This window comes from Pseudoalteromonas aurantia 208 (assembly GCF_014858725.1).
GTDB classification, from domain to species: domain Bacteria; phylum Pseudomonadota; class Gammaproteobacteria; order Enterobacterales; family Alteromonadaceae; genus Pseudoalteromonas; species Pseudoalteromonas aurantia.
The window spans coordinates 1,512,746-1,538,456 of sequence record NZ_AQGV01000012.1 but is presented as its reverse complement, the minus strand read 5'-3'; the positions used below and the strand labels follow the sequence as shown (position 1 = coordinate 1,538,456).

Here is a 25,711-nt window from a genome sequence, read left to right as displayed (position 1 = left end):
GTGAGCGTATAATTATGTGCCTGTCCTATTTTACTTTTTACTAAAGGTTGAGGCATCAATAAAAAATAAATTATAACGAGTAGTTCTACAGGCTCGTTAGTTTACAAAGGGAGTTTGGTGGTGTTTGAGAGTATTGCGGTCTATTCAGGATTAATTGCAACAATCTGGATTTTCATTGGTGTTTATGTAGCAAGTAGGTTTTATACTGGTTACAGTCATTCTAAGCAATTTTGTAGTGAGTTAGGTGCGACTGGTAGCCCAACTGAAAAATTGTCTCCTTTAATTAATAATTACCCTCTTGGTTTTCTATTTTGCTTTTTCGGTTGGTATCTGGCTCAACTATCAAATGTTTCAACTTTAGTGAATGTTGTGGGTTGGTTAGTCATAGTTCATGGTGTTGGTACATGGGTCGCAGGTTACTTCCCAATGGACGCCGATCCATTTACTAAGAATCCAACTTTTAATTGTAAGGTGCATTCTTGGGCAGGTTTTATCATGTTGCTTTCATTAGTTGTAGCACCAATATTAATTGCTATAAGTCCAACAACTGAAATGATCCCATTATATTTCCGTATTTTTTCATTATTTGCTGTTGTCGCTGCTGTTTATTATCTTTTCTTAATGGCTAAAGCTGTAAAATCCCAAAGCAATCCAGGCATCCATCAGCGTATTTCATATGGCTTTCAGCTAATTTGGCTAAGTGTTTTTTCATTAGTATTGGTGTAAATGTAAACTAACAGATATGAACCTTCTTGGGTCAAGTAAGTATTAAAAAGATTAAGATGGGACAGTCAAAAATTTATAGCAGGAGGTTACAACATAAAAGGGCAGTCAAAAATCTCTTGCCTAATTGAGTTGCGATGGTGGGTGTATAATTATGTGCCCGTCCTATTTTACTCCTATGGTGCATAATATAGAAAAGCTACAAAACAGGATACATTAAGAAGAGTAGGGCCATTTTAACCAAAATAAAGCCACTAAAACCGATAAAATATCCCTCAAATAACATAATGAAAGCCAAAGTAAAAAGCCACTAAACGATTGAATCAAAGTAGGAACTCGGCTATGGTTGAGACATCAATAAAAAATAAATTAAAACGTGCAATTCTACAGGCTCGTTAGGCATTCAAAAAGGGTTTGTCATACAATGAAAAATTTGTATCTTATACTAGCCATATTAGGTGGCATAATTCCTTATCTATTTTTCTTCCAATTTATCCAACTTGAAGGCGTAAATATACCTTTATTCATCGAGTCTTTATTTGTAAATGGTGCGGCGGCAGGCTTTAGTGTAGATTTGTTAATTAGCTCATTTGTATTTTGGTTTTTCATGTTTCAAGAGTCAAAGGTGTCTTCTAATCCAAAACCATATCTATATGTTATTATTAATCTTACTATAGGGTTAAGTTGTGCTTTGCCGGCTTATTTATATGCAAAAGCTAGAGTAAAAAATACCTAACAAGATAATTGGACTCCCAACCTCTACACTGAGGTAGGAATTATTTTCGAAGGTCAAATATGAATAAGTTAAGAATTGGTGTCGATTTAGGTCATAAATTGATACAAGTTTGTAGTTCTATAAATAATAAAGTGCACTCAAATAATGAGATGACACTGCAATAATTTAGAGAGTATTTGGCGACGCTTAGTCCTTCAAAGGTTATTTTTTAAGCGTGTGCCTGTTCCATAGCTGCTAGCAGGTAGCACCTCAGTTCAACAAGTATTTATGCAGCACAAACAACGTGCTCCATAAATACTTAATAGTTATACGCAAAACGGAGTTTGAGTGAAATTTCTACCTTATATTTTCATATTTATTTTCATTAATTCGATTCAATTAGTCAAAGCTCAAGATAGAAATACCTTTGAAATTCCTCGAAGTAATGTTATCGAAATTCAAGACCCTGATTCAGGAAGGGTTTACCCTCTGTTTATAAAATTACCACGCTCATATAACAAACGAGAAGATAAGTCATATCCTGTTATCTACTTAACCGACGCATGGTATAGTTTCCAAGTTGTATCTGGCGCTACTAGATTTCCAATGAATACAGGAAAAATGAAAGAAGCAATAATTGTCGGGATTTCATACTCAAAAGGATCTAAAGGCCCCTCTAGTCGGATTCGTGATTATACTCATACTGAAGATTCAAGCTGGAAGTTTCAAACAGGAAAAGCGAAAGAACATATTAGTTTTATTGAAAAGTCAGTTTTCCCTTTCATTGAAAAAAACTACAGAGTAAATGAATCTAGGACTTTTGTTGGTAATTCACTTGGTGGACTACTTGGAGCATACATATTGTTTACTAAAGCTGATATGTTTAATAATTATGTTTTAGGCAGCCCATCTGTTTGGTTTAAAGATAATGATATTCTTAAAATTAAAACAGATCCTAATTCAAATAAGCATAAGGTGTTTATTGCTGTTGGTGCTAATGAGACTATTCAACTGGATTCGCCAAAACACGACATGGTTAAAGGTGCAAAGGAACTTGAGTTAAAGCTATCAGGTGAGTCATTCCCTAATACAAAAGTAAAGCTATTAACTATTCAAGGCGCAAACCATGAAACTGCGTTCCCAACTACTGCAATTCAAGGGTTGTATTGGCTGTTCAAAGAGTAGTGAACACATATGAGCCTTAACTCTGTCAATAGGTACTAATGTTCTTTTTGGCCGTTTTTATACAGTGACGGCTAACTCTAAAAATCAATATAAAAATTCGTTTATTTCGTCTGTCGATGTGGCTGTTAAGCAAGTTGCTTACGGCAAACACATCGTGAGGCTCTCTTATTGCGATCTCATCGTTGCCTACTTTTGTCCACTTCCTTATGGATTCGCAGAGGCACTATGCCTAAATGAAAGTAAGGTGGGACAGTCACAAATTTCTTGCATAATAGGGTGGCGTTATATTGCAATGTTGAGCGTATAACTGTGTGCCTGTCCCATTTTATCCACCTGTCCCATTTTATCCAATTAGCGACCCTGTCAATAATTCTGTGTAACTGCTCTTGGTTACAAGTATTGAGTTAGTCGGTCTTCAAACATAATCATAAAACGGTTTAGAGCTTGCTTCCAGTGATGAATAGGCATTGTCCACCTCTTGGAAGCATCCATTATAGCTAAGTACACCACCTTGCTAGCCGATTCATCTTTCGGGAACAGTTTACGTTTCTTGGTCGCTTTTCTGATCACACTGTTCAGAGATTCAATAGCATTTGTCGTGTAGATAGCTTTACGAATATCTTGAGGGTAGCTAAATAGAGTATTGAGATTATCCCAATGAGCCGTCCAGGAGCGACTGATTTGAGGGTACTTTTCATCCCATTTATCACCAAAGTGCTCTAACGCCAAAAGGGCTTCATCTTCAGTTGTTGCTTGATGGAGTAAGGTGGGACAGTCACAAATTTCTTGCATAATAGGGTGGTGTTACATTGCAATGTTGAGCGTATAATTGTGTGCCTGTCCCATTTTATCCCATTTTATCCCATTTTATCTTACGATTTAACGAAAGGGTTAATTCAAGTGAAGAGAGTATGAAATTAGCACGAACGAGTTAGCAGCAGAGCTTGCTGAATTAAATCAACGCGTTAACCTGCTTAAGTGTTCGGGCTAGAAGAGTGCGTGCTCGGTGAAAATATCATTGATAAATCGGCGAAAATTAGCTCTAATGGCAGGATAAAACGTACTGAGTAATGCAGGGATGGCTTAAGCATGAAAGATAAGCTGATAAAATAGGCATAAGACAAGTTATGCCAGTAAAAGCAAATTCCCATAGCATAAATAACACCAACTCTGACACACCGAGCAGGTAGCGGCTCAGTCCAACTAGAGATTATGCAGCACAAACAACGTGCCGTATAAATACTAAATAGTTAGCTAGCAAATGAGACCAATATACAAATTCTTGATCATTGTTGAAGCCATAATTGGGTTTGGTCCTTTAGTCATACTTTTAGGACTAGGCTTAATCACTATACCCATCTCAATTGTGGGTATATTAGATGGTTATTATGGTGCGATGGTTATGCTACTTATTGAAGTTGGAGGCTTTCTTGGCATGTTTGCGTTTATCTCCGTCTTAATGCATATTCTAGAGCCAAGCAGATATTTCTTGTCGTTTACTAAATTACGTTTATTTATAATCTGCGGCTTTTGCTCAATCCTTGGGTGTGCATTTATGTTAGGTGTGGATATCGAATTAATGTGGCTGCTCATACCAATGACTGTTGCAGTACACTTTATTTATTTGGGCCGCAAATATGTGTTTGCTGCTAGCTAGCAAACGCTTTAACCAAGGACGCAAAACAGCAGGCTTGCGCTCCTTCGTCGCTAATTTTAGCATGCTATTTTGTGCCGGTTAAGCGAGGCGTTGAACTATGGACTTCCCAGCTTTCACTAGACAGTTCCTAGATTCAAAAGGCAGCACATAAGATGAGATAGCCTAATATGCAGTTGTTTTATGCTTATTTTTTAAATTAATGACACGACCCTTATGATTTGATGAAACAGGCATAAAATGCAATAGAGGGGCAAGCAACGACGTTACTTATTGAAATTGGCTTTTCAGATATGTAAGTCGTTGCAATTAAATATTCATTATTCTTCTAAATGAGATACAGAAGTACCACCTGCTGACATTTTATTAATAGGTGCACTGTGGCGCAAAGCAACGGTGTTGGCAGGTGTATTTGCTAAAAATACAGTTTGTGCGCCTTCGGTAAAGCTATCGTTATGGATGCATTGCGGCCGAATGGCAAGCGCGCTGCCGTCTAGCGGAATTTCAAACATGGTAAAGTGGTATTGCTGTATTGTGACTGGGCGATAGTAACTGTCTTCATGCGTTTTATCTAGCCTGCGTCCGAGTAAAATACGAGAAACCGTGTGATTGCCAAATGCGGGGTCTTTTCCATGAGCAGGCAACCAAATGTGCGGAAAAGGATGATGTTCGACAAATAATCCCCCCGCTTTTTTTGCACTAAATTGATAGTCAGTGATGTACTGTGGTAGTTTTTGATCGTATTGAATACCCCATAAATCTTGGCTAAAGCCGAGCGAAAATTCTTCTTTGGGTGCCAATAAGGTGCCACCATAATAGGCTAAAGTGTCTAAGTAGGTGTGTTGTGACTTACAGGTAGTACCATACGTTAGTAAAGGGAAATTAAGTTCGTCAACATCGCAGATCAGTTGTCCTGTACTACCAAAAACATTGGCGGAACCGTCTAATCCTGTTATTCCTGCGCTATTTGTCGCGGATGTCCAAAAACCATTTACACACAGCGCTAAGTCGTTACTTGGCGGTATGCCTGTATGCTCATCATGCAGATTGTTGAGTCTGGTTATCAGATCAGCCTCTGGGTTTACAGGGGCTTGCTGACTTTGGATGACTTGATTGGCAGATAAAGGGTCTAAATGGATTAATGTGCCAGTTCTTATGGGGCCAAATAAGCCAGTGGTAGTGAGGAGTAGTTGGTTATTAGCATCACGGTTTAACACTGCGCTATTGATGAAATCAAAGTTACTATCTAAATCAGAATTGGTTATGCCCAGGTTTTGTTTAGCATATTTCCAGCGCGGTTCACTCATTTGCTCGGTGCGGTATTGGTTAAGTGTTTGGCCACCGAGGCAGTGTGCTTTTTTATATACAACGTGAGACATTGTTATCTCCTTATTAAACGGTGAGTTTTATGTATCTTGCATCGTCATGTTGCTTTCTTTTATCATCCACTAAGATTGGAAATAATGGACGTACAAATGAAACGGGACAGGCATAAAATACGGTAAGTTTTATACCGTTCCTTTTGTATTTACGATGTATGTTGAAAGTGAGTGTGGCAAATCTCCTTCAAGCTCGCCATTACATGCTATTACAGATGCACATAAGAGAAGCGTGTTATGACTAAAGGAGTAATAGAGTTGATGGTTGGTTCTGAAAAAGTGAAAATGACTTGCTTTATAACACCATACACTTAATAAAAGTCGTATGGCGAAGCAGTCTTAACTCGCTTTAAATATGAGTTAGTCGACAGCAGTTAAGCATCTAACTTCATATTAATCAGATGGTTACTTTAGTTCTATAGGTCAGATCAATGGCTATGACATCATTGATTTACATTAAAGAGGAGTCGCTCTATTAACCTCAATAAAACCACGTATTCAGCTAAAAAAACGCACAAAACAGCCCTCAAATGAAATAATGAAGCGGATAGTAGAAAGTGACTCAACGATTGAGTCAAAATAGGAACTCGGCTAAGGTTGAGGCATTAATAAAAAATAATGTTACAACGCTTAATCTACAGGGTCGTTAAATGTTTAGGAGAAACCATGCACGTATCTGATGTAAAGGACCTTTGCCTGAGCTTTACTGACGTTACAGTAGCCGAAAGAGGGGAGCCTTCGAATATACTGACATATAAAGTACGGGCGCGAAACTTTGCTTACTTTAAAACAAGTGAACCAGAACGCTGGCGTTTTAGCGTCCGTGTATCTCCTGAAAGGTTTTTGGAGCTAACTGATCAACCTGGTGTAAAACCAGCTCGGTACATGCATCGCTTTCACTGGATCACAATTGTTAACGTGAGTGAATTTGATCCAGACTATTTATTAGAGCTGATCAGTTGGTCTTATCGTAAGGCTTGCTCAACATTAAGCAAAAAATCACAACGCGAGTTAAACCTATAACAAGTATGCGTCGGATCACAGCCAATAGGAAATACAGTTTTATTTGACTGCGGTGATAGTCAATTTTTTATTAATTAAAAAATCTTTAGTTTGTCTGATATGTGGCTATTCAGCATTGCTTAGTGAAAACCAATATAGTTATAAAGTAAGATCGAGCAGACATAAGGTAGCGCCGTTTTTACCTGCTTTTCAATCAACGCTCCCTTGATTAGAAAAGGATTAAATTATGGAACTCATCAACGACTACGCCAGCGGCTAAGCAACTTAAGTGCTCAGCCAGCAACTTGCGACTAGGTTCTTTGTAAGGTTCAAAGCTGTACGTCTGTTTTTAAATTCGCGGTTATGACTCGTCTAAGTTAACCACTGTACTATATTTCACGGTTCTCATTGAGACAGAGCTGTGAAACTTACGAATGTTTAAATCTTTTCGCAGTACTCTCTCAACGAAATTTTCATAGGCTTGAATGTCTTTCACTGTCACTATCAACATGAAGTCATAGCTTCCTGAAATTTGGTAGCACTGAGTTACTTCTGCCGCATTTAAAATAGAGCGACGAAATATCTGATAGATGTCCCCTCGGTCGCGCTCCATTTCCACAGATACAACCATAGTCATTTTATTGCCCGTGAGATCAGGATTGATGATAGAGACATCACCAACAATCACGCCCTCGCTTCTCAAGCGCTTCACTCGCTTTAGACAGGCTGGCGGGGATAAACCAATAAGCTCAGCCAATCTCTGATTAGGAATTCGATTATTTTTTTGCAACTCTACAAGAATACGTCTATCTATACGATCTATTTCCATAATTTCTCAAAAGTATCATTTAGCGACCAATAATTTTTAATATTACGACAATTAAAAAATTAAAGATAACTTTCAAAGATAAATTAGAAATTTTGATTGCACTAATCACGATAAGATGTGTTCATACAATACAAGTGAACCATGGCTGTAATAATGAAATCCATTTATCAATTTTTTCAAGAGCTCTTTAAAGAGATCTTCAATGTCACTTCGACGCTTTTTCGAATTATGATCCCAATCATCATTGCCATAAAGGTTGTTGAAGAGCTTGGAGGGATCGTGATCCTTAGCGAATGGTTAAGCCCCATAATGGAAAGCGTCGGACTACCTAAAGAAGTGGGGTTGGTATGGGCTACAACCTTACTCATTAATATCTATGCAGGGCTGATCGTGCTGATTAATTCCGATGTTCCTTTAACGGTTGCTCAGGCCTCCGTTTTAGGTAGCATGATGCTGCTAGCGCATTCGTTGCCGATCGAGGGGGCGATAGCTAAAAAGGCTGGTGTGAGTTGGCTCGCTACCTTGTCAGTGAGAGTCGGTGGAAGCTTGGTCTTGGCATGGCTGCTCAACCTCAGTTATGAATACGGGGACTTGCTTAACTACTCTGCGACCGTGCTATGGCAACCTGAAGTATCGGGAGACATTAGCTATTTTGCTTGGGCTATTGAACAGCTCAAGAACTTTGCCGTTATCTTTATGGTGATCTCAGTATTATTACTGCTACTCAAAATTTTAAAGGTACTAGGCGTTGAAAAACTCATGGCAATCTTGTTAAGGCCGTTCTTAAGGCTGCTTGGGATCAGCAAGGACGCAACCAACTTAACCATTATCGGGATCACGCTTGGTTTGTCGTTTGGTGGCGGCTTATTGATCAATGAAGCGAAGAAGGGACATATCTCAGCGAGAGATGTATTCACTGCGATCATGTTGCTCAATTTGCTCCATAGTTTAATTGAAGATACGCTGTTGATCATGCTAATAGGCGCTGACTTTAATACGATATTTTGGGGAAGGTTGGTATTCTCTGTGCTAGTTGTTGCGTCGATATCACACGTTATTAAGCGGATTAATCCAAGCATTTGTGAGCGTTATTTTTATCGGGATGTATCCCATTCACCGCGGCAGATCTAGCTGGTCCAATAGTAAGTAGTGCTTTTGTGTTAACCCGTTACTAAAAAGCGCCTCAATACGAGCGTATTCGGTGCACTAGAGTACGTAGAGACAGGCATAAGGTGTGGTAGAGTTATGCCTGTCCCAAGACATGTTACTAATAGCAGGCTATTAAAAGCTGAAAAGTCCACAACTTCGCAGTTTCAAATTGCTCTAAATAATTAGGCGGTTACTTATTGTTAAAGCTAAAGGAGGTTGTTGTTGCACCACTTTTCCGTCTACATTCGGGGTTCAACGCAACGTTAGTTGCATCTGTGGCCAACTAAAATCCTATTACTACGTATTGCTATCTAACTAATTAAAAGTATTATATATTTATATTGGTTTCTACTATTTGGTTAATTGACAAACTAATTGTAGCTAAGGTTTATTTTTAGGCTAACCCACGAAATCGGAGGCTAATACCGTGTGAAACGCATTGTATGTATTGGAAGTTTGAGTGAGACTTTTAGGTACGGAGGAATATTAGCATTGTTCATTTTAGTTTCTCCAAAAATTAAATTTTGGAAGCGCCTTTTATTTATCTACGATACAGTTTCTATTAATATAAGGAACAGTTAAATCATATGAAATTTTTAACATTACCTAGAGCGCTATATTCACACCCGAATATAAAGACGTTTTTTTATGATTATCAATCGTGTATTTTGTTTAAAAGGTTAGCTCATAACTTATTAAATCAGGAAAAGGTTTGTATCTCGCACTGCTTTATCTTTGTATTAAAAGGCTATGTGGAAGTACAAACATCATCAGGTGAATTGATAACGACATGCGCTGGTGAGATTTTGTTCATGCCCAGAGATACATATTTGATTTCTGACTTTGTCACCGTTGATAACTTAGTTGAGATGTACTTAATTTTCATTGAGCATGACATCATTAACTCTTTTTTGGCACCAAAAATAGCACTTGAGAAGCCGGCATTTTCAGAATCGGTTGTTTGTAAAATCAACTCTAGTATTCATATAGAAAAGTACTTTACTGCGCTCTACGGTGTTTATGCAGATTTTGAAAATAGTAGAGATCTCTTAAAGATAAAAATCACGGAATTCCTACACTTGATCTATGCTAATAATCGAGCTGATATTTTGGCAACATTGGCATCCTCCGAGCAGCACAAAAAAAATCGTAATATAACAAACCTTATGCTTGAGAATTACGACAAAAACCTTTCTGTTGCCGATTTTGCCAGCTTAAGCGGTCGAAGCCTATCTAGTTTTAATCGTGATTTTAAAAAAAAGTATGGAAAACCCCCAAAACAGTGGTTAATTGAAAAGAAAATGATAAAAGCAGCTCAATTATTGGCTAATGGCTCTAGCGTTACCCAATGTGCTGTAGATGTTGGTTATAGTAATATCTCTCATTTCATCAAATTATATAAATCTATTCATGGTAAAACCCCAAGGGAAATGAAAAATATCAATATCTGACAAAAAGAGACTATTTTTGACGTTTTTGAGTTAGCACTGTTTTTACCCTCTTATTATGATTGCCTCACTCGTTTTTGAGTTCTTAATATAGGGGGTAGTGATGAAAAATTATGTATTTATGTGCTTATTGTTTTTGTTCAGCTTTTCGGCGACGGCGAGCAATGTTGAAGAAGTGTTAGATAGCTATTTTAATTCTTGGAATACTCATAACAAAGCTGCTATTAAAAGTTACTTCGCACCAGATGTTGTTTGGTATGATTTGGCAACGAATACAACTAAAGTAGGTAAAGAAAAAGTTGCGCCGGCAATTATTAATTATTTTATGGGTTACGTTAAAGATATGTATTGGTACAGAAGCGGTGACGTTTACATAAGTGGCAATACTATTATTTACGAATGGACTTACGGTGGCACTTTTAATGGTAATTGGGGAGAGTCAAAAATTACCAGAAAGGTTTTTTCATTAAAAGGTATAAGCACGACATCGATTAATGATGACGGAAAAATAATTGCTCAAAAAGATTATTATGATATGGATAGTTTCAAGCGTGCAGTTGGAGTAAAGCCATGAGTATTACAGTTATTTTGGAGGCAAAGGTTAAACAAAGAAACAAGGAAAAATTCTTACAATTATTGACAGAGTACCTTCCTGACACCCATAAATTTAGTGGTTTTATAGATATATCCATTTATAGCGAAGTGGATACGGAACTCATTATTTTTATTTCTAAATGGCAATCTTTAAAAGTCTACCAGCGGTATTTAGATTGGAGGATAGATACAGGTGTTATGACTACTTTAGAAGCATTAATGATAGACCCACCAGTGATCCGTCAGTTAACGAAAGAGATATCTGATAACTTGGTGCTAATGTATGTCTGAGAAATATCCTATGTGAATGCTTTTTGAGTGTGGCGGGTTAACTGCGCAGCTTTATCATACGTTAAAGTGATTAAATAAAGGTAGATAAAGCATGTTTATAACTTTATTAGGCTCTTGAATCTTACTGAGAAGGGGCACGCAAATCAATAAAGGTTTAGTGCTGTTGAATTGTGGTTCTATGAAACTTGTTTTCAAAAGCAGGTTTCATAAAATTTAAGTGACGCTAACAATGACTATGTGCAGTTGACGTTACTTATTGTCGCTAATAAATACACTACGTATTATTTGGGTATTGAAGCGGTAGAGTTTATATTTGGTCCATTTACAACCTACTCAATGGTTTATGTACATTTTTATCGTTTTTGACAATAAGCGAAGAAATTAGTTTTTCTTTTTATAAAACTTAATGAGCTCGTTAGGGAGGAGTATGGTTAGTTTTAAAAATTTGAGTGTTATGACGGCATTGATAACTTTTGGTCTATGTATAACTCTTTTGTTTACTCCTGAAGTAATATTCAATTTATTTCAAATTGAAGGGCATGATTCTGCATTTTTTATCAGCAGAAGGGCTGCAATTTTGTTTTTAGGAATATCAATTATTGCTTGGGCTGGTAGGTGTGCTCCAGAATCAGACTCTAGGCTAGCAATTAGCTTAGGCTTGACGGTTTCAATGATAGCTTTAGCATTAATAGGCGCTCTGGAGTATTTTCGAGGGTTCGTTGGCTTAGGGATATTTTTAGCCATTGTTACTGAAGTTGCACTAGGTGCTGCATACGGCAATATCTGGTTCAGTTCTAGGAAAAATAGAAATAAAGGTTTGGGCGATTATACTTTCTGATACTTCAAACCAGAATGAGTTTTGCTACTTTTCTGTGTAATCAACTTACAGTATTTAGTTGGAATGTAACAGGCATAAGGTGTGGTAGAGTTATGCCTGTCCCAAGCATGTTACTAATAGCACGCTATTGAAAGGGTACTCCAAGGGTTAACGCTACCGTCTGCGTATTTATTACATATGCCTTTTGCAAACAGGTTTTCTAGGTGATAACCAAAACTGGTGAATTCAACAAGATTGCCGAAGAAAGGGAACTTCCCATAAACATGCAATTCTCGAAGCATATTATCTAAGTTATAATTGGTTTGTTCTGCGATAAAGGTTTGGTCTATTTCTTTTAAATTGATGATTTGTGGATCAGGAAATCCTGGAATTACAACATGTAAGTATTCTTCATCGTAAGCACCATCAAAAAATCTCACGTTTTGCAGCATTTCTGTAGGTGATAGTTGATTTATGGCGAGTTTGAAGTCGGTAACTTGCAATTTACTCTGTGTTAGGTTTCGGTTGACGTTTATTTCTCCTGGTAAAATATCATGTAGTGCGCGCATCACGGCTTGTTCATCATCATTTACAGGCAGTGCAAGGGCGTAGTTAGGAAACCTTTTATTCGTAAAGCGTTCATAAGATTCTTTAACCATCCCGATGAAGAACTCGAGAGTTTGCTGTCGCGCAATGGTATGTGCTTGTGCTTCGCTCACTTCTCGTGACATAAGTAGTGTGGTCTTTTTACCAACATAGAAGCTGATCAGGTTTTGCGTGATTGAATAGACAGCAGCATTTGAAGAGTTTTTGGGATTCCCTCCTTGGTAAATTCGCGTGCCATTGGCATAGTCAAAAATAGTGCTTAAATCAAAGCGGCCATTTTCGTCGTTTTCACGTGTTTCAGCATTCCACTGAAATAGGTCGTGAGAGGCCAATCCTATCACCCCTATGTCTACCACACGGATTGGTTTTTTGGCTAAAGCCGGTACGGAAAAAAGCAGAACGAGTAGTATAGAAATTATTTTCATTTAGTAACTATCCTTTCATGTAAATGAGAATCATTATTATATACGGTGTTTTTTTGTGAATCAATGTGTTTTTAAAGTTAATAAAAGGTGGTTTTTAAATAAATAGGTTGATTCATTACTTTCATCATACGAGCAATTAAATATGAATAACGTGGATATTCATTCTGCTTAGCCCACAAATAGCTTAATGATCCACGTTTCACTTCGCTGTTCATATGTGTACGTGGCGTATACGGGCTATACGTCTTAAATGAAGGCTCAAACCCTACGACTGAATATCTTTATTACCTTTCACAAATCTAGCCATAAAAATAGCTCAATGCGCCGTACCTCATGTCTACGCGAGTTATACGCCTTAGATGAAGGCTCAAACTCTACGACTGAATATCTTTATTACCTTTCACTGCAAATTCAGCCATAAAAATAGCTTGATAGAAAATTCATTTGACAGGCTCTCACACTTGTAACTAATATATGTGTAACTAGTTACGGAGTTTTATCATGAAACCATATAATGAGTTAGGGCATGTTGCTTTAGGGACCACCTTAAGACACCTTGCCACACAAGTATCCAAAGATGCAGAAAACACTTATAAGCAATTTGGCTTTGAGATCGAACCTAAATGGTTTCCAGTCTTTTATGTGCTTGCATCAACTGGGGCTGATTCGGTCGTGAATATAGCGAAGAAAATAAGTCATTCTCATGTATCGGTCAGTAAGATTATTAAAGAAATGAAAGTTGCTGATTTAATTGACAGTTATAAATCTAATGAGGATTCCCGTATTACCTTGGTGATGTTGAATGAGAGGGCACTCGCTATGCTTCCTGCAATGCAAAACCAATGTGAAGCGATTGATCTAGCGATGAAGCAACTAACAGAGGAAACGGGAATTGATCTGTGGCAAGCATTAACGGTCATTGATAGGCATTTAAGGTTCCGTCCAATAAGTTCAAGAGTGAATGAAGATAAAGCCGATATTCATATTGTAGATTACGCTCCAAAATATCAGAACGCTTTCAAAGCGTTAAATGTTGAGTGGATCAGCCAATATTGGACGTTAGAAGAACCAGACTATAACGCATTAAATGACCCTGAGGGTTATATATTAAATCAATCTGGCGCTATTCTCATTGCATTGGATAAAGGGAGAGCTGTTGGTTGTTGCGCCCTGATAAAAATCGATAATAATAATTATGAGCTTGCAAAAATGGCTGTATCACCAGACGTTCAAGGTAAAGGTGTTGGTTTACTTTTAGGTAAGAAAATCATCGAAAGAGCAATTTTGATGAAGGTAAAGCGCCTTTACTTAGAAAGTAATACGGTATTGGTGCCGGCACTTAAGCTTTATGAAAAGTTAGGTTTTAAACCCATAGAGGGCGCAGTGTCACCGTACGAGAGATGCAATGTACAAATGGAACTTCACTTACCTCATGTGAAAGCGAAATAGAAAGGGCAATATGAAATATGGGGGAAACCTGATCCAAAGGATTATAGTTTTGAGTTTAATTCACATCGGCTTTATTTCAAATGTGCGCATTTCAACTATCGCTATAGTGTGACAGAGTTTGATGTGGTGTATTCAGATGAATATATTGGCTATTACACACGGATTCAATGTTAAATGGCGAGTCAACGGATGATATGCTGGTTGTAACAAATGATGATTTTATAAAACGTGGATAATTCAAGTGTTGTGGCGATCACGCTCGAGAGCTTGAAACCATAGTGCTAAGTCACGTTGTGAAGTGCATTTCTGAGTTCTAACATCATTTTATGGGCGCTTTCACCTGACATTTTATAGGGGTTGAAAATGCTACTTTCAGAGAATCGAAGGTTAAGTGATGCTGTTAAACTCGTATCAGGCACATATGACATAGACCAATTGCCAAATTCTCGTTCAGATATCTCTTTATAATCGAGTAACGTAATATTCGAATGCCGTTTATCGTTTAATATCTTATGATAAAGCTCATTTACATTAGCGCGGGATGACTCAATCGATTGGAGGAAATAATTGTTACTAAAACAAAGCATACCGGTGATATCTAGCTTACCGTTATTTTTTCTAGCTTTAGTTAAGATATCCTCAATGTCGAGTGGTTTAAATTGCTCTGAAGCGGTGCTTGCGTATAAAAGTCTAGTAAGAAACATAACTACAATTCCCGAGGTTTTATTCAAGTATAGTCGCCTTAGATCATTTGTAGTAAGTCAAACCATTAAATAAGGATAGGTATTGTAAGTGCACTTTCATCAGGGATAGACACGCTTGAAATTATGGTAGAAAATTACATAGAGATACATAAAATTTATAACAGGTCGAGCTTAGGTTTATGTCAATTCTGAGCGTACTGATATTTAACACAAAGAAAGTATGGATGACGTTTAATTTTAGTTTAAAAATATTATTTTGTTTTGCATTGATAGCAACCAGCCAAAGTTATGCTAAGCAGCAAAAATTGTTACCTGATGATGGTAAAACAGGCGATCAGTTTGGCTTTAGTGTTGCTATTGATGGCACAACCGCCCTCGTTGGTGCACACAAAGCGGATGCTAAAAGTACCCAAGATGCTGGGGCTGCCTATGTGTATTCCTTGAACGCTGGTGGTTGGCAACAACAGGCCAAATTAGTCGCTAAGCCAGCATATGCCAATGATACATTTGGCGGTAACGTGGCATTGAGAAATGATATAGCCATGTTGGGTGTTATTAAAAGAGACGATAAAGGTGAAGATGCAGGCGCTGTGTTTGTCTTTGAGAAAGAAGTTAACTCTTGGTCACAAAAACAAATATTAACAGCGAATGATGGCAAATCAGGAGATGCTTTTGGTCAAAGTATTGCGCTGACAGAACGCTTTCTTGTGATAGGCGCACCACACAGTGATGCACCTGAGCATGACTCAGGTGCTGTTTATGTCTACATACGAGACAAAGGTGCATGGCGTTTTCATACTAAACTCACAGCAAAAGATGGTGCTGATGGTGATTTATTCGGAATAAGTGTCGCGATCGACGGCGATACGATTTTGGTTGGTGCTGATCTACATGATGAAAAAGCCGAGCAGGCGGGGGCGGTATATGCTTACGTATTTGATGGAAAAAACTGGCATCACCAAGCCAAGCTAACGGCAACAGATGGCGAAAAAGTAGATATTTTTGGCGTGAGAGTGGCCTTGCTTGGCGATACGGCATTGATCTCAGCTAGAAGAGACGACGTTGAGGGCATAGGCACTGATGCGGGCTCGGCCTATATATTTGAACGAGTAAAAGGCAAGTGGATTCAAACACAAAAGTTAGTCGCACCGGATGGTAAAGCGGATGACCGGTTTGCTCGGGGTGTGGCATTAAATAAAGAGACCGCCTTAATTAGTGCTATGCACCATGACGTGAATGGCAGTAATGCCGGGGCGCTGTATGTATTCAAAAAAGAGCGTGGTTTATGGCGTTATAGATCAAAAATAGTGGCCAGTGATGGTGTTTCAGAAGACCGCTTTGGTTGGAATATAGCGCTCACAAGGAATACAGCGATAGTGGCGGTGCCTCATCGTGATGACAATGGTGATGCATCTGGTGCTGCGTACGTTTTTGATTTAGGTGAGTAAAACTTCTACCCGATGGGGGTCGGTGGCTACAACCCCACTAGTTGAGTAATGGCCAACGCAATTTGATCACGACATACAGAGTGCTTTATGGTTTCTCAGTGGGTTAAAATTAAGTCGAGCTAACTTTTTTATCATATATTTTTCTTGCTTGCTCAATCTTGGGCTGATGTTTATCCGCCCAAACAACAAGCTCATATAAAGGCTTTACAATGTCTCTTCCCATTTCGGTTAAAGCATACTCCACCCGCACAGGCACCTCAGGATAAACAGTTCTGTCAACATAACCTTCTCGCTCTAAGTCTCGAAGAGTCTGCGTCAACATACGCTGAGATATCCCTTCAATCCTAGATTTAAGCGCGTTAAATCGTTCTGCACCATCTGTCAAAGCGAATAAAATTAACAGTGACCATTTATCGCCAATTTGTGCGACAACATTGCGTACTGGACACGCTTCGTTATTGTGAAAAATACGTCTATCAGATGCCATTTTAGAGTCTCTTTTTAATATGACTGGTTACCAAAAACTGCCTAACCCAGTTTTTGGTGCCTTCTTGTAACTATAGTTACTCTTAATTACTATAGTTACTAATATATACCATATTAAGTAAAACAGCCATTGGAGCGACCTATGTTAAAAGTACTTATTCCTTCTATTCTTCTATTTGCGAGCAGCTTGGCATACGGTCAGGTGAAAGAAGGGTTAAATATTGACCTATCAACACTTAAGAAAGAGAGCTGGACAGAACAAGAGCTGTCGAATGCGAAAATGATCACTGATTTTGTGCAAAATCTCATGAATAACCATAATTTCGAATACATCATTAAGCATTACAACAATAGCGCTTACGTACAGCATAATAGAAACTTACCTGACAAAGTGACCGGTTTAGTGGATTTTCTAAAAGAATTTGTCGAAGATTATCCTGAGTACGGTTATGACGTTAAACATATTTATGTTGATGGTGATCATGTCATTTTTCACTCTCACGTTACCCTACATAAAGAGGATAGAGGCAACGACCTAAAAGGCATGAATATCATCGATACGTGGCGCATTGAAGAAGGAAAAATTGTTGAGCACTGGGATTCTATTCAAGCGCTTGATTTGTCAATGAGGATTTATGCACTAGTGAATGGCGGTAATATCGCAAATTCTAATGGTGTTTTCTAAGTGAATTAAGCGGAACATAAAACGATCTGATACTGTTATGCGTTCGTTTATTTTAAATATCACGTAAAAACATCTATCAACTTATCCACGTTATAATACAAGGTGGTAAAAGAAAGTACCGCAAGTGATACTTTCTTTTACCGTCAAGATTGACTCATTTAAAGTGAGGCGGGTTTATACAAGCACTTCCTTTAATGCCGTCAGCAGTAGAGCGACATTTTGTTCGTTTGCGGTAGCACCCATGAGTCCTACGCGCCATGTTTTTCCTGCAAGTTGCCCTAAACCGGCACCTATTTCAAGGTTAAACTTATTTAGCAAATGTGTTCTCACTTGTGCATCGTCGACACCTTCAGGTATTAAAATTGAATTTAATTGAGGTAACTGATGTGCATCATTCACCAAAAAGCGAATGCCTAATTCCGCTAAACCACTTTTGAGGCGTTGGTGTAATTGTGCATGACGCGACCAAGCTTGTTCTAGTCCTTCATTTTTCAGCATAAGCAATGATTCATGCAGTGCGTAGAGTGAATTGATAGGAGCGGTGTGATGATAACTGCGTTTCCCTTCTCCAGACCAATAACCCATTACGAGAGATTGATCTAAGAACCAACTTGGCACTTTTGTCTTACGGCTTTTTAGGATTTCGACCGCCTTTGGACTAAAACTAACCGGTGACAACCCCGGCACACATGATAGACACTTTTGAGAGCCTGAATAAACGGCATCTATTCCCCATTCATCGACTTTGAGCTCACTTCCCCCTAACGATGTTACCGCATCCACAATGGTGATAGCATCGTTTTGTTTGGCAATATTACATAGGGTTTTTGCATCAGAGCAAGCGCCTGTAGATGTTTCAGCATGCACAAAAACCAGTGCTTTGACATTTTTATGCATTGCAAAAGCATGCTCTACTTTGCCTACACTGACGGGGTCCCCCCAAGTATCTTCAATGACAATCGCTTGCGCACCAACTCGCTCAATGTTTTCTTTTAAGCGGCCACCAAAAACACCATTAACACAGACGATCACTTTATCGTTTGGCTCAATTAAGTTGACGATACATGCTTCCATACCTGCAGAACCAGGGGCTGAGAGTGCGATAGTAAATTCGTTTTTGGTGACAAATGCATATTGCAGCAATTGCTTAATTTCGTCCATTAACTTAATAAATTGAGGGTCTAAGTGGCCTATGGTCGGTTTAGCTAATGCGCCTAAGACTCTTGGCGAAACATTTGAAGGCCCAGGCCCCATTAAAATACGCGGCGTAGGGTTGAAAGTTTCTAGCATAATAGTTTCCTAATTTTTATTATTAAGTTAAACAGCTAAAGCATGCTGAGTGTATGTATTCAAATCATGATGAACACTCTTTGCACAATTATGCGCATGTTTAACAATAATATCTAATGCACTGGTAAATAAAAAGCACCCATGTGTGACTTCACCAATTGCGTATATTGATGCACTGCGTTTGCCTTTTTTATTGAGTAACGCATAGCTGGTATTACAGACATCAATACCACCAAATTTATGGGCTTTTGCGATATTGGTATCTACCATATTACGAATGAGTTCTGAGTCAGATAAATATATATCCCGCGGGCTGCCCACGGCATACACAATGGAGTCTGCATGTGAAACACCGCCTTGATATTTGACCGATAAGATGTTTTTCGCACATGTTTCAATTTGTGTATCACCGCCTATGTACTCTAATTGCCCATTGTCGATATAACTTTTGATTTTAGATGCATTTTCATATGGAATAGACACGCGCATAGACATAGCTGCTGACATCATAGTCGTCATAAAGCGCGCTTTATCAGCATCTTTGAGCATTTCCCACACGAGGGCTAAAATTGAGTTTGTGTCATATAAAATCGCTTGCCAACCTCTATTTTGATTGGCTTTTACCATTTCTGATGAGAGAAACTTGCTGAGATCTTTAATGGGGGTCGGTGGAAAAACAATCTCTTCACTACACTCTTGAGGGTGCATCTGCTGATAATGGCACATTTCTTTTATAAACAACTGGCTCAGTTGTGACAAAGTCAGGGAAGTATAGTGTTGCGTGATAAACTCAGCAGATAGATAGGTGTTTTTATATCGTCCTTGAGTACCTCGCACAAATGGAAATAAATGGCTTCTTGAGAAAAGTGTTATTTTTCCATGATGACCATTCTCAATTAAGCCTATAACAGCATCTATTGCACTTAAGCGCGCACCAATAATGGCAACGCTGTCACTTTTTTCAATGTTACGGCGTAATGTTGAAATAGGGTAGGGGGTATGGTGAATTTGAGAGTTAATAGGTGGCGAAAATGGCGATTTTGAGAGCGTACCACACGCCACAATGACGCTGTTAAATTTAAAGCTCTGCTGGCAAAGTGTTTTCAAGGTAATAGGCAGTGGATCAGAGTTTTCAGTTAATTGAATAACTTCGCTTCTTATGACTTTGACGATGATATTTTTCATAAATGCTTTTTTGACGATTCGGTCAAATGCATTTGCCATATACATCCCAAATAATGGGCGAGGGGCATAGCTGTTTTCAGCCACTTGTAAATTGGGATAAAGAGGTTGCCAGCGGTATCGATAGAGCGTTAACCATTGAAAAAAATCACCAGGTTTGTCTTTAAATATGGTGATATAGCCAGCTTTGGTATTAAGTAAATTCGACTCTGCATCGCCTTGGTACGCATTACCAGGACCTAAGTCTTTTGATTTTTCAAACACCGTAATATTAATCGGACTAGGGGAGTTCGATGTTTGCTTTTCTATAAAGGCATCAATAAAGGCAATACTTGAAGCTCCTCCACCGATGATTGCAATTTTAGAGTTCATGGAGTACCTGCCTGATGTTTATTGTGGTGAGCGATGGAGAAACAGAAATTGGAAAATTAATATGCTGTTGTAAGTCTGCAATACTAAATCCTTTCGAAATTTCCATGACAGTTAATACTTTGTTTTTAAAGCTAAAGGTGGCTCTTTCAGTAATAATGATAACGTCTTTATTACAATATGTAGGGTGGGCTAAGTCGATGGTGATTTGCTGTACGTGTGACACAAATTTTGTGATATTACCTTCATTTTTAATGCATAAGAGGCCGTTTTCTTGCGCTGCATGCAAAGCGCCTGTTGTTAAGGTGCCACACAAAACCAGTTTTTTAGCAGATTGTGCAATATTGATAAATCCACCGACTCCGGTCATTCGTTGGCCCAGTAAACTGGCATTAACGCAACCTTGGGCATCTATTTCGGCAAAACCAAGAAAGGCAACATCTACGCCTCCGCCGTCGTAATACGCGAATAAATCAGACTGGCCTATAATGGCGTCGGGCTCTGATGAATCACCAAAAGACAAACCATACTTTGGCTGCCCGTTAAATATGCCAGATTCAACCGTGAAGCTATTGTCAGTCTGCGTTTTGTTAATATATTTCCCGAGCAGTGCGGGTATACCTATTCCTAAATTAATACAGGCTTTAGTCTGTGGGAGTTCATGCAGAGCACGCTGAACTATGTAGTGTTTAGCGATGTTTTTAGGCTCAGGCTGGTGGTCTGAAGTAGTCAGCTCACCATAGCTGGGTAAGTGGTCAAGCGGGTCTTGAGCAATAGTCACAAAGTCAACTAAATGCGCTGGAATATGTACGTCTTGACATGGCAGTGCCTTCACAAGTTCTTTAACCTGTACCGCGACCTTTCCACCGCTGTTTTTGGCTGCCATCGCTTGCAGCAGTGCATCATGATATGCAACTTCTTCATCCATGCTGATATTGCCTTTTTCATCCGCACGTGTGCCGCGTAAAAGCGAGAAATCGATAGAAAACGCGGGATAAAATAGGTGCTGTTGACCTTGTATTTCTAATTTAGATATAAGAGAGGGGGCATGGTTTTCGATACAACCACCTCCAATATCTGGGTCGATGTAGCTTCCTAAGCCAATGTGTGTGATGTGGCCTAATGCGCCTCGAGTAATATCCCGAAATAAGTGGCTGATCACCCCCATCGGCCAATTGTGTCCTTCAATCGTACCTTGTCGAGCTGCATTGGTTAACGCAGGACAAAATCCCCAAAAACCCCCAATGGCTTTTTTAATCATGCCTTTAGCTGCGAGTTGGTCTAATCCTTTTCCCTGCTTGTCACCCGCACCAGATGCGAATAATAAAGTGAGAGATTTGGGTTGTCCCTCATTTTCATACCTCTGACGTAAGGCATGGGTATATAAATCAGGGTGTCCACAACACCCAAAGCCACCGGGTATGACGGTGCTATCACTATTTACTTGGCTTGCTACATAGCTAGCAGTGACGATCTCCATGCTATTTATACTCCGTAAGCTGTTTAACCGGTTTATATCTAGAGGCAAGAATCAAACAACCATTTGTTGATGCCATGCTATGGCACGTACCAGGGGCACGTACTATGAAAGAACCAGGCGAAAATGTTTGGCCATTCTCAATATAATCACCTTGTAAAACGAGTACGGTTTCATAGCCCATATGAACATGCCCAGGGACAAATGCCCCTGCTTGATAGCGTAAAAAAGCACAATCTGCACCTTCTGGGTTTACACATGTTTCATCGAACAGTACCGCAATATCAACGCCTTCTCTAAGCCCTGGTTGATAAGGACTAAAATCAATATCGGCGGGTATCGCGATATCACTAGAAAACCCTAACTTGACAATACGGTCATTAAGCTCAGGTGGTGAGTTAAACTCCATTGTGTTCTCCTTGTTTTTGTAGTCTAGCCGCTTGCGACTGTCCGTTGTAGCCCCAGTCGGTCGCTGGGATCTCTTGGATGGATATGTAATTTGGATTGTTATGTAAGTTAATGAAGACCTCTTCAAACAATTGCCATGAGTGCTTTAACCATTGTGCTTTTTCTTGTGGGTTGTTGGTTCCTTCTGTGATGATAATATTTAAGGAAAACTGAAACTCAGAGGTCGATTGTCCATTGCAGTACCAGCTTCCACAATTTTCATGGATGACGATATTGGTCAAGGTTGGAAGCTTGCCTAAATACATACTGGTGATTGCGACTAATGAATCTGCCAGTTTAGATTTGATTGTGGGTAGTAGAGTTTGATTGGTATGAATGGTTAGAGTTGGCATGTCATTGCTCCTAGTTCGTCAGTTACTGTTGATTGCTTGAGGAGCCATACCAATAGATAGGCCATTTTTTCGTTAAACCAATATTGTTAATTAATGAAGCAATACCGACGAGAAATATGCTGCCAATCAGTACAGGGAAAATTAAAAAATCAAAGTGATAACTTCCGGCCATTAGAATGACGAGTGGATTTGCACCTGCGGGTGGGTGTACAACTCTGAAAAATTGCATAGCCACAATAGCCAGTCCCACAGATAAAGCCATTACCCAGGGGTTTGTGCCGAAAGTCAGCAGAGCAAGGATGCCAATTAATGCAGAAATAAAGTGACCTCCAATCACATTGCGCGGTTGCGCCAACGGAGAGGTTGCTGCTGCAAATAAGATGACGCAAGTCGCGCCAAACGGCGCCATAAGTAGCGGGTAGCCTGCAATACTTGTTATAAAGCACAGCCCCAAAATACCAACAAACCCGCCAACAAAGCCCCTAAGTAGCTCGATAACATTTACTTTGGGTGGGAGTGCACCACCGCCGGATAGCTTTTTCATTTCATTCTCCAAATTATCAATACTTTTGTAACGTTAACGTTCACAATAATGTGTTATTATCAAGTGTACCGATCTGTACACCTTTACCAAAAGGTACAGATCTGTACACTTTTGTGCAAGCAATTTTTTAGGGTATTAGATGAAAGTAGAACAGCATATTTTGGATGTCGCTGAGGATCTGTTTAATAGAAATGGATATAACTCGGTTGGAGTAGATTTGATCAGAGATGAAGCAAAAGTATCGAAAACAACAATTTATAGACGGTTTGGCGACAAGGTTGGCTTGGTTGAAGCTGTATTAACACGGCGCCATGATCGCTTTCAAGCCTCATTAGAGGAGGCTGTTTGTAGCGTGAAAAGTAGTGAAGATAAAGTGTTTGCTATTTTAGATTGGCATTTTGAGTGGTTTTCTTTACCGCATTTTGAAGGGTGTATGTTTATGCATGCCTTGGCGGAGTTTAAAAAAGTCGATCAATCAATCAGTGGTATCGCGTTAGATCATAAGCGTTGGTTGTTAGCGTTAATACACACAGCATTAGGCACTGAAACAGAGCAGCATGAGGCTAAGTCTGAAATGATTATGACTTTTATTGAAGGGCTTATTGTACGAGCGGAATTCGAAGAAATAATAGATAAAAAAGAAATATATCAGGGCGCATTAATGAGGATATTAAGATGAGAATAATCATAATATATGAATAATGTAACTAACTGTTAAATCTATAGTGTATATATATTGGTTTTGCTTAATAATAAAAAATTACTCTCTTTACGAACGATTGAGGTACTTAAAGTGGTTAAATCTAAAATAGAAGTGATAGCGATAATACTCGTGTCACTTATGGCGTTGCTGCAAGGGTTTTATGGTATTTTTTCTTACCTTGAACCATCCGGTTTTGCAACTGTGAGAGGAACGGAGTTGTTTTCTCATTTAGACGCGGACTGGGTAATAATATATGGGTCTCGCACGATTTTTATTACTTTGGTACTTGGCCTGCTTATCATAAAAAAACAATACTCAATTTTAATGTGGTGCGCGATTTTTGGTGTTGCTATGCCTGTCACTGATGGCGTTTTAGCCTATCAAGCCGATGCTCCATTGAAAGTGATCTATAAGCACATCGCCACCGTGCTTTATTTATTAGTGACATTTTATGTATTAAAGCTCATGGTATCAAGGTGCTCAGGGAAATGAGTATTTTAGTCATTGAAATTTCTAAAGGAGATGTTAGGTGAAGAAACGTTATTGGGCTGCTGGCATGATAGTAATAATAATTGTCGGTACGTTGGACTATTATTATGAAGATTATTCACGCTTTATGTCAGCAAGGGAAATGTCCAATGCACGATATTTAAAATCAGAATTAGGGAGCACTCGCTATCAAATATATGGAGAAAATAATCAAAAAACGATTATTCTCATTCCGGCATCGAATGGTTATGTTGAGCAATGGGATCCAAATGTAGCTCCGTTGGTCAACGCCGGTTATAAGGTGGTTGTTTACGATTTATTTGGCCGAGGTCTTTCAAGCCGCCCTGATGTTGATTTAACGTTATCTGTGTTTACAGAGCAGTTGGATAGCGTCATACGTGAAGTTGGGGCTGACAGAGTGTCTTTAATCGGTTCTTCATTTGGCGGCATTATCGCAGCTGAATATGCTAGCAATAAACAAGAAAAAGTTACAAAGTTAGTCTTTGTAGGCCCTGCAGGCTGGCCATCAAAAGTGAATTATGCTCAGAAGATTATCAATATTCCGATACTGGGTGAGTTGATCTTTAAGTATTTTGGAGAAATTATTTTAAAGCCGCGGGTTGAAGGGTATTTTTATCAAGAAAAAGAACATCGTTGGGCCATTGATATGTGGCAGAAGTTCTCACAATACCCAGGGTTTATGCGTACTTATTTATCGACCTTGAGGCACTCTCCCGTTCTTGATTACACCGAAGGGTGGAAGGCGCTTGGAGACACCACGATAAAAACGCTGTTTATATGGGGAAAGCAAGATATTAGCTTTGATTTTGGCAACTCTGAAAAAGCGATGACTTTGATCCCCTCAACCAAGGTCGTCGCAATTGACAATGCTGCACATTGGCTGAATATAGAACAGCCTAAGCAAGTTAATAATGCGATGATTTCATTTTTAAATGATGAGCCTAGGAAAGTATCAGAAGGTAGTGAATTATAATATTTTAACAACGGAGTGAGTTAAAAAAGCCCAAAAACATGCGCCTGTGCATGATATTTCGCTGTAGTACGAGTTGTCAATTCAAGTCGTAGGGCATTCTGCTACGTGATGACTTTAAATGGGTATTAATATGAACGTTTTACAGCATGTCTTTTTCGACAAATCCCATAATTCTAATGACAAACCTTATCGGCGTTTTGGTACGTTATAAATACAATATTCGATAATATTGGTTTGCTTTCACAATTATTTCACAAAATATATCTGGCGATGA

General features: G+C 38.9%; 27 protein-coding genes and 1 pseudogene. 16 read left to right on the top strand and 12 right to left on the bottom strand.

All coding sequences use genetic code 11. The annotated features are described in order from the left end of the window. Window positions 1-120 precede the first annotated feature (120 nt). The 3 genes from PAUR_RS10430 (at window position 121) to PAUR_RS10420 (ending at window position 2,623) form a co-directional block, all read left to right on the top strand. Window positions 121-726, top strand: a complete 606-nt coding sequence (locus PAUR_RS10430; protein ID WP_192507696.1) for a DUF998 domain-containing protein — start codon at window positions 121-123, stop codon at window positions 724-726. A 421-nt stretch (window positions 727-1,147) separates the two neighbouring features. Further along, window positions 1,148-1,459, top strand: a complete 312-nt coding sequence (locus PAUR_RS10425; RefSeq protein WP_192507695.1) for a DUF2834 domain-containing protein — start codon at window positions 1,148-1,150, stop codon at window positions 1,457-1,459. Between the two features lie 327 nt (window positions 1,460-1,786). Next, window positions 1,787-2,623 carry an alpha/beta hydrolase gene (locus tag PAUR_RS10420; protein ID WP_318782606.1) on the top strand — a complete coding sequence of 279 codons (837 nt, stop codon included), beginning with the start codon at window positions 1,787-1,789 and terminating at the stop codon, window positions 2,621-2,623. Window positions 2,624-3,013: 390 nt separating this feature from the next. Here PAUR_RS10420 and PAUR_RS10415 read toward each other — a convergent pair. Further along, a pseudogene (locus tag PAUR_RS10415) lies at window positions 3,014-3,385 on the bottom strand (transposase); the annotation flags it as partial. Between the two features lie 499 nt (window positions 3,386-3,884). Between PAUR_RS10415 and PAUR_RS10410 the strand changes: the two are divergent. Beyond that, window positions 3,885-4,280 (top strand): hypothetical protein, encoded by a 396-nt coding sequence (locus tag PAUR_RS10410; protein ID WP_192507694.1) that lies wholly within the window; start codon window positions 3,885-3,887, stop codon window positions 4,278-4,280. 317 nt (window positions 4,281-4,597) lie between these two features. On the opposite strand, the gene PAUR_RS10405 is transcribed toward PAUR_RS10410, so the two are convergent. Then, on the bottom strand, window positions 4,598-5,656 hold the full coding sequence (locus PAUR_RS10405) for a hypothetical protein (RefSeq protein WP_192507693.1): 1,059 nt from the start codon (window positions 5,654-5,656) through the stop codon (window positions 4,598-4,600). A gap of 666 nt (window positions 5,657-6,322) precedes the next feature. Between PAUR_RS10405 and PAUR_RS10400 the strand changes: the two genes are divergently transcribed. Then, entirely contained in the window at window positions 6,323-6,679 is a 357-nt protein-coding gene (locus PAUR_RS10400; RefSeq protein ID WP_192507692.1) for an MmcQ/YjbR family DNA-binding protein, read from the top strand. A 340-nt stretch (window positions 6,680-7,019) separates the two neighbouring features. Here the strand turns inward: PAUR_RS10400 and PAUR_RS10395 are convergent, their stop codons facing one another. Beyond that, window positions 7,020-7,487: an Lrp/AsnC family transcriptional regulator gene (locus PAUR_RS10395; RefSeq protein ID WP_192507691.1), complete on the bottom strand. Its 468-nt coding sequence runs from the start codon at window positions 7,485-7,487 to the stop codon at window positions 7,020-7,022. Window positions 7,488-7,640: 153 nt separating this feature from the next. On the opposite strand from PAUR_RS10395, the gene PAUR_RS10390 reads away from it, so the two are divergent. From PAUR_RS10390 to PAUR_RS10370, 5 genes are all read left to right on the top strand, one after another. Next, window positions 7,641-8,618 (top strand): hypothetical protein, encoded by a 978-nt coding sequence (locus PAUR_RS10390; RefSeq protein WP_192507690.1) that lies wholly within the window; start codon window positions 7,641-7,643, stop codon window positions 8,616-8,618. Window positions 8,619-9,223: 605 nt separating this feature from the next. Further along, entirely contained in the window at window positions 9,224-10,087 is an 864-nt protein-coding gene (locus tag PAUR_RS10385) for a helix-turn-helix domain-containing protein (protein ID WP_192507689.1), read from the top strand. 100 nt (window positions 10,088-10,187) lie between these two features. Beyond that, window positions 10,188-10,658 (top strand): nuclear transport factor 2 family protein, encoded by a 471-nt coding sequence (locus tag PAUR_RS10380; RefSeq protein WP_192507688.1) that lies wholly within the window; start codon window positions 10,188-10,190, stop codon window positions 10,656-10,658. Continuing rightward, window positions 10,655-10,969, top strand: coding sequence for a putative quinol monooxygenase (locus PAUR_RS10375; RefSeq protein ID WP_192507687.1), 315 nt, complete (start codon window positions 10,655-10,657; stop codon window positions 10,967-10,969). Before PAUR_RS10380 ends, PAUR_RS10375 begins: the two co-directional genes overlap by 4 nt. Before the next feature lie 427 nt (window positions 10,970-11,396). Beyond that, entirely contained in the window at window positions 11,397-11,807 is a 411-nt protein-coding gene (locus PAUR_RS10370) for a hypothetical protein (RefSeq protein ID WP_192507686.1), read from the top strand. 113 nt (window positions 11,808-11,920) lie between these two features. Here the strand turns inward: PAUR_RS10370 and PAUR_RS10365 are convergent, their stop codons facing one another. Then, on the bottom strand, window positions 11,921-12,817 hold the full coding sequence (locus PAUR_RS10365; protein ID WP_192507685.1) for a hypothetical protein: 897 nt from the start codon (window positions 12,815-12,817) through the stop codon (window positions 11,921-11,923). A gap of 501 nt (window positions 12,818-13,318) precedes the next feature. Here PAUR_RS10365 and PAUR_RS10360 point away from each other — a divergent pair. Further along, the gene (locus PAUR_RS10360) at window positions 13,319-14,266 is read left to right on the top strand and encodes a bifunctional helix-turn-helix transcriptional regulator/GNAT family N-acetyltransferase (protein ID WP_192507684.1); all 948 of its coding nucleotides are present in this window, start codon (window positions 13,319-13,321) and stop codon (window positions 14,264-14,266) included. A gap of 281 nt (window positions 14,267-14,547) precedes the next feature. Here PAUR_RS10360 and PAUR_RS10355 read toward each other — a convergent pair whose 3' ends face one another. Further along, a complete protein-coding gene (locus PAUR_RS10355; RefSeq protein WP_192507683.1) occupies window positions 14,548-14,970 on the bottom strand; it encodes a BLUF domain-containing protein in 423 nt (140 codons plus the stop codon). A gap of 224 nt (window positions 14,971-15,194) precedes the next feature. Here PAUR_RS10355 and PAUR_RS10350 point away from each other — a divergent pair, with 224 nt between their 5' ends. Beyond that, window positions 15,195-16,418 (top strand): FG-GAP repeat protein, encoded by a 1,224-nt coding sequence (locus PAUR_RS10350; RefSeq protein ID WP_192507682.1) that lies wholly within the window; start codon window positions 15,195-15,197, stop codon window positions 16,416-16,418. Between the two features lie 109 nt (window positions 16,419-16,527). Here the strand turns inward: PAUR_RS10350 and PAUR_RS10345 are convergent, their stop codons facing one another. After that, window positions 16,528-16,905 carry a winged helix-turn-helix transcriptional regulator gene (locus PAUR_RS10345; protein WP_192507681.1) on the bottom strand — a complete coding sequence of 126 codons (378 nt, stop codon included), beginning with the start codon at window positions 16,903-16,905 and terminating at the stop codon, window positions 16,528-16,530. Window positions 16,906-17,046: 141 nt separating this feature from the next. Here PAUR_RS10345 and PAUR_RS10340 point away from each other — a divergent pair, with 141 nt between their 5' ends. After that, complete coding sequence (locus PAUR_RS10340) at window positions 17,047-17,589, top strand: nuclear transport factor 2 family protein (RefSeq protein ID WP_192507680.1); 543 nt, start codon at window positions 17,047-17,049, stop codon at window positions 17,587-17,589. A gap of 174 nt (window positions 17,590-17,763) precedes the next feature. On the opposite strand, the gene PAUR_RS10335 is transcribed toward PAUR_RS10340, so the two are convergent. Genes PAUR_RS10335 through PAUR_RS10310 form a run of 6 tightly spaced genes read right to left on the bottom strand, consistent with a single transcriptional unit; the run spans window position 17,764 to window position 23,251 of the window. Next, a complete protein-coding gene (locus PAUR_RS10335) occupies window positions 17,764-18,879 on the bottom strand; it encodes a pyridoxal-phosphate-dependent aminotransferase family protein (RefSeq protein WP_225738334.1) in 1,116 nt (371 codons plus the stop codon). 27 nt (window positions 18,880-18,906) lie between these two features. Beyond that, window positions 18,907-20,433, bottom strand: coding sequence for an FAD/NAD(P)-binding protein (locus PAUR_RS10330; protein ID WP_192507679.1), 1,527 nt, complete (start codon window positions 20,431-20,433; stop codon window positions 18,907-18,909). Next, window positions 20,423-21,910, bottom strand: coding sequence for a CoA-transferase (locus tag PAUR_RS10325; RefSeq protein ID WP_192507678.1), 1,488 nt, complete (start codon window positions 21,908-21,910; stop codon window positions 20,423-20,425). Before PAUR_RS10325 ends, PAUR_RS10330 begins: the two co-directional genes overlap by 11 nt. 1 nt (window position 21,911) lies before the next feature. Next, window positions 21,912-22,316 carry a cupin domain-containing protein gene (locus tag PAUR_RS10320; protein WP_192507677.1) on the bottom strand — a complete coding sequence of 135 codons (405 nt, stop codon included), beginning with the start codon at window positions 22,314-22,316 and terminating at the stop codon, window positions 21,912-21,914. After that, window positions 22,306-22,707: a tautomerase family protein gene (locus tag PAUR_RS10315; protein ID WP_192507676.1), complete on the bottom strand. Its 402-nt coding sequence runs from the start codon at window positions 22,705-22,707 to the stop codon at window positions 22,306-22,308. The genes PAUR_RS10320 and PAUR_RS10315 overlap by 11 nt, the downstream gene beginning before the upstream one ends. A gap of 22 nt (window positions 22,708-22,729) precedes the next feature. Then, window positions 22,730-23,251 (bottom strand): HPP family protein, encoded by a 522-nt coding sequence (locus PAUR_RS10310; protein ID WP_192507675.1) that lies wholly within the window; start codon window positions 23,249-23,251, stop codon window positions 22,730-22,732. 139 nt (window positions 23,252-23,390) lie between these two features. Between PAUR_RS10310 and PAUR_RS10305 the strand changes: the two genes are divergently transcribed. The 3 genes from PAUR_RS10305 (at window position 23,391) to PAUR_RS10295 (ending at window position 25,437) form a co-directional block, all read left to right on the top strand. Then, on the top strand, window positions 23,391-23,930 hold the full coding sequence (locus tag PAUR_RS10305) for a TetR/AcrR family transcriptional regulator (protein WP_192507674.1): 540 nt from the start codon (window positions 23,391-23,393) through the stop codon (window positions 23,928-23,930). A 114-nt stretch (window positions 23,931-24,044) separates the two neighbouring features. Further along, window positions 24,045-24,446, top strand: coding sequence for a DUF4267 domain-containing protein (locus PAUR_RS10300; protein WP_318782605.1), 402 nt, complete (start codon window positions 24,045-24,047; stop codon window positions 24,444-24,446). Between the two features lie 37 nt (window positions 24,447-24,483). Next, the gene (locus tag PAUR_RS10295) at window positions 24,484-25,437 is read left to right on the top strand and encodes an alpha/beta fold hydrolase (RefSeq protein WP_192507673.1); all 954 of its coding nucleotides are present in this window, start codon (window positions 24,484-24,486) and stop codon (window positions 25,435-25,437) included. Window positions 25,438-25,711 lie beyond the last annotated feature (274 nt).

Coding starts and splice junctions, on each gene's coding strand:
- PAUR_RS10425 (WP_192507695.1), top strand. CDS start 1,148: ATGAAAAATTTGTATCTTATACTAGCCATATTAGGTGGCATAATTCCT.
- PAUR_RS10410 (WP_192507694.1), top strand. CDS start 3,885: ATGAGACCAATATACAAATTCTTGATCATTGTTGAAGCCATAATTGGG.
- PAUR_RS10405 (WP_192507693.1), bottom strand. CDS start 5,656: ATGTCTCACGTTGTATATAAAAAAGCACACTGCCTCGGTGGCCAAACA.
- PAUR_RS10400 (WP_192507692.1), top strand. CDS start 6,323: ATGCACGTATCTGATGTAAAGGACCTTTGCCTGAGCTTTACTGACGTT.
- PAUR_RS10395 (WP_192507691.1), bottom strand. CDS start 7,487: ATGGAAATAGATCGTATAGATAGACGTATTCTTGTAGAGTTGCAAAAA.
- PAUR_RS10390 (WP_192507690.1), top strand. CDS start 7,641: ATGAAATCCATTTATCAATTTTTTCAAGAGCTCTTTAAAGAGATCTTC.
- PAUR_RS10385 (WP_192507689.1), top strand. CDS start 9,224: ATGAAATTTTTAACATTACCTAGAGCGCTATATTCACACCCGAATATA.
- PAUR_RS10380 (WP_192507688.1), top strand. CDS start 10,188: ATGAAAAATTATGTATTTATGTGCTTATTGTTTTTGTTCAGCTTTTCG.
- PAUR_RS10375 (WP_192507687.1), top strand. CDS start 10,655: ATGAGTATTACAGTTATTTTGGAGGCAAAGGTTAAACAAAGAAACAAG.
- PAUR_RS10370 (WP_192507686.1), top strand. CDS start 11,397: ATGGTTAGTTTTAAAAATTTGAGTGTTATGACGGCATTGATAACTTTT.
- PAUR_RS10365 (WP_192507685.1), bottom strand. CDS start 12,817: ATGAAAATAATTTCTATACTACTCGTTCTGCTTTTTTCCGTACCGGCT.
- PAUR_RS10360 (WP_192507684.1), top strand. CDS start 13,319: ATGAAACCATATAATGAGTTAGGGCATGTTGCTTTAGGGACCACCTTA.
- PAUR_RS10355 (WP_192507683.1), bottom strand. CDS start 14,970: ATGTTTCTTACTAGACTTTTATACGCAAGCACCGCTTCAGAGCAATTT.
- PAUR_RS10350 (WP_192507682.1), top strand. CDS start 15,195: ATGACGTTTAATTTTAGTTTAAAAATATTATTTTGTTTTGCATTGATA.
- PAUR_RS10345 (WP_192507681.1), bottom strand. CDS start 16,905: ATGGCATCTGATAGACGTATTTTTCACAATAACGAAGCGTGTCCAGTA.
- PAUR_RS10340 (WP_192507680.1), top strand. CDS start 17,047: ATGTTAAAAGTACTTATTCCTTCTATTCTTCTATTTGCGAGCAGCTTG.
- PAUR_RS10335 (WP_225738334.1), bottom strand. CDS start 18,879: ATGCTAGAAACTTTCAACCCTACGCCGCGTATTTTAATGGGGCCTGGG.
- PAUR_RS10330 (WP_192507679.1), bottom strand. CDS start 20,433: ATGAACTCTAAAATTGCAATCATCGGTGGAGGAGCTTCAAGTATTGCC.
- PAUR_RS10325 (WP_192507678.1), bottom strand. CDS start 21,910: ATGGAGATCGTCACTGCTAGCTATGTAGCAAGCCAAGTAAATAGTGAT.
- PAUR_RS10320 (WP_192507677.1), bottom strand. CDS start 22,316: ATGGAGTTTAACTCACCACCTGAGCTTAATGACCGTATTGTCAAGTTA.
- PAUR_RS10315 (WP_192507676.1), bottom strand. CDS start 22,707: ATGCCAACTCTAACCATTCATACCAATCAAACTCTACTACCCACAATC.
- PAUR_RS10310 (WP_192507675.1), bottom strand. CDS start 23,251: ATGAAAAAGCTATCCGGCGGTGGTGCACTCCCACCCAAAGTAAATGTT.
- PAUR_RS10305 (WP_192507674.1), top strand. CDS start 23,391: ATGAAAGTAGAACAGCATATTTTGGATGTCGCTGAGGATCTGTTTAAT.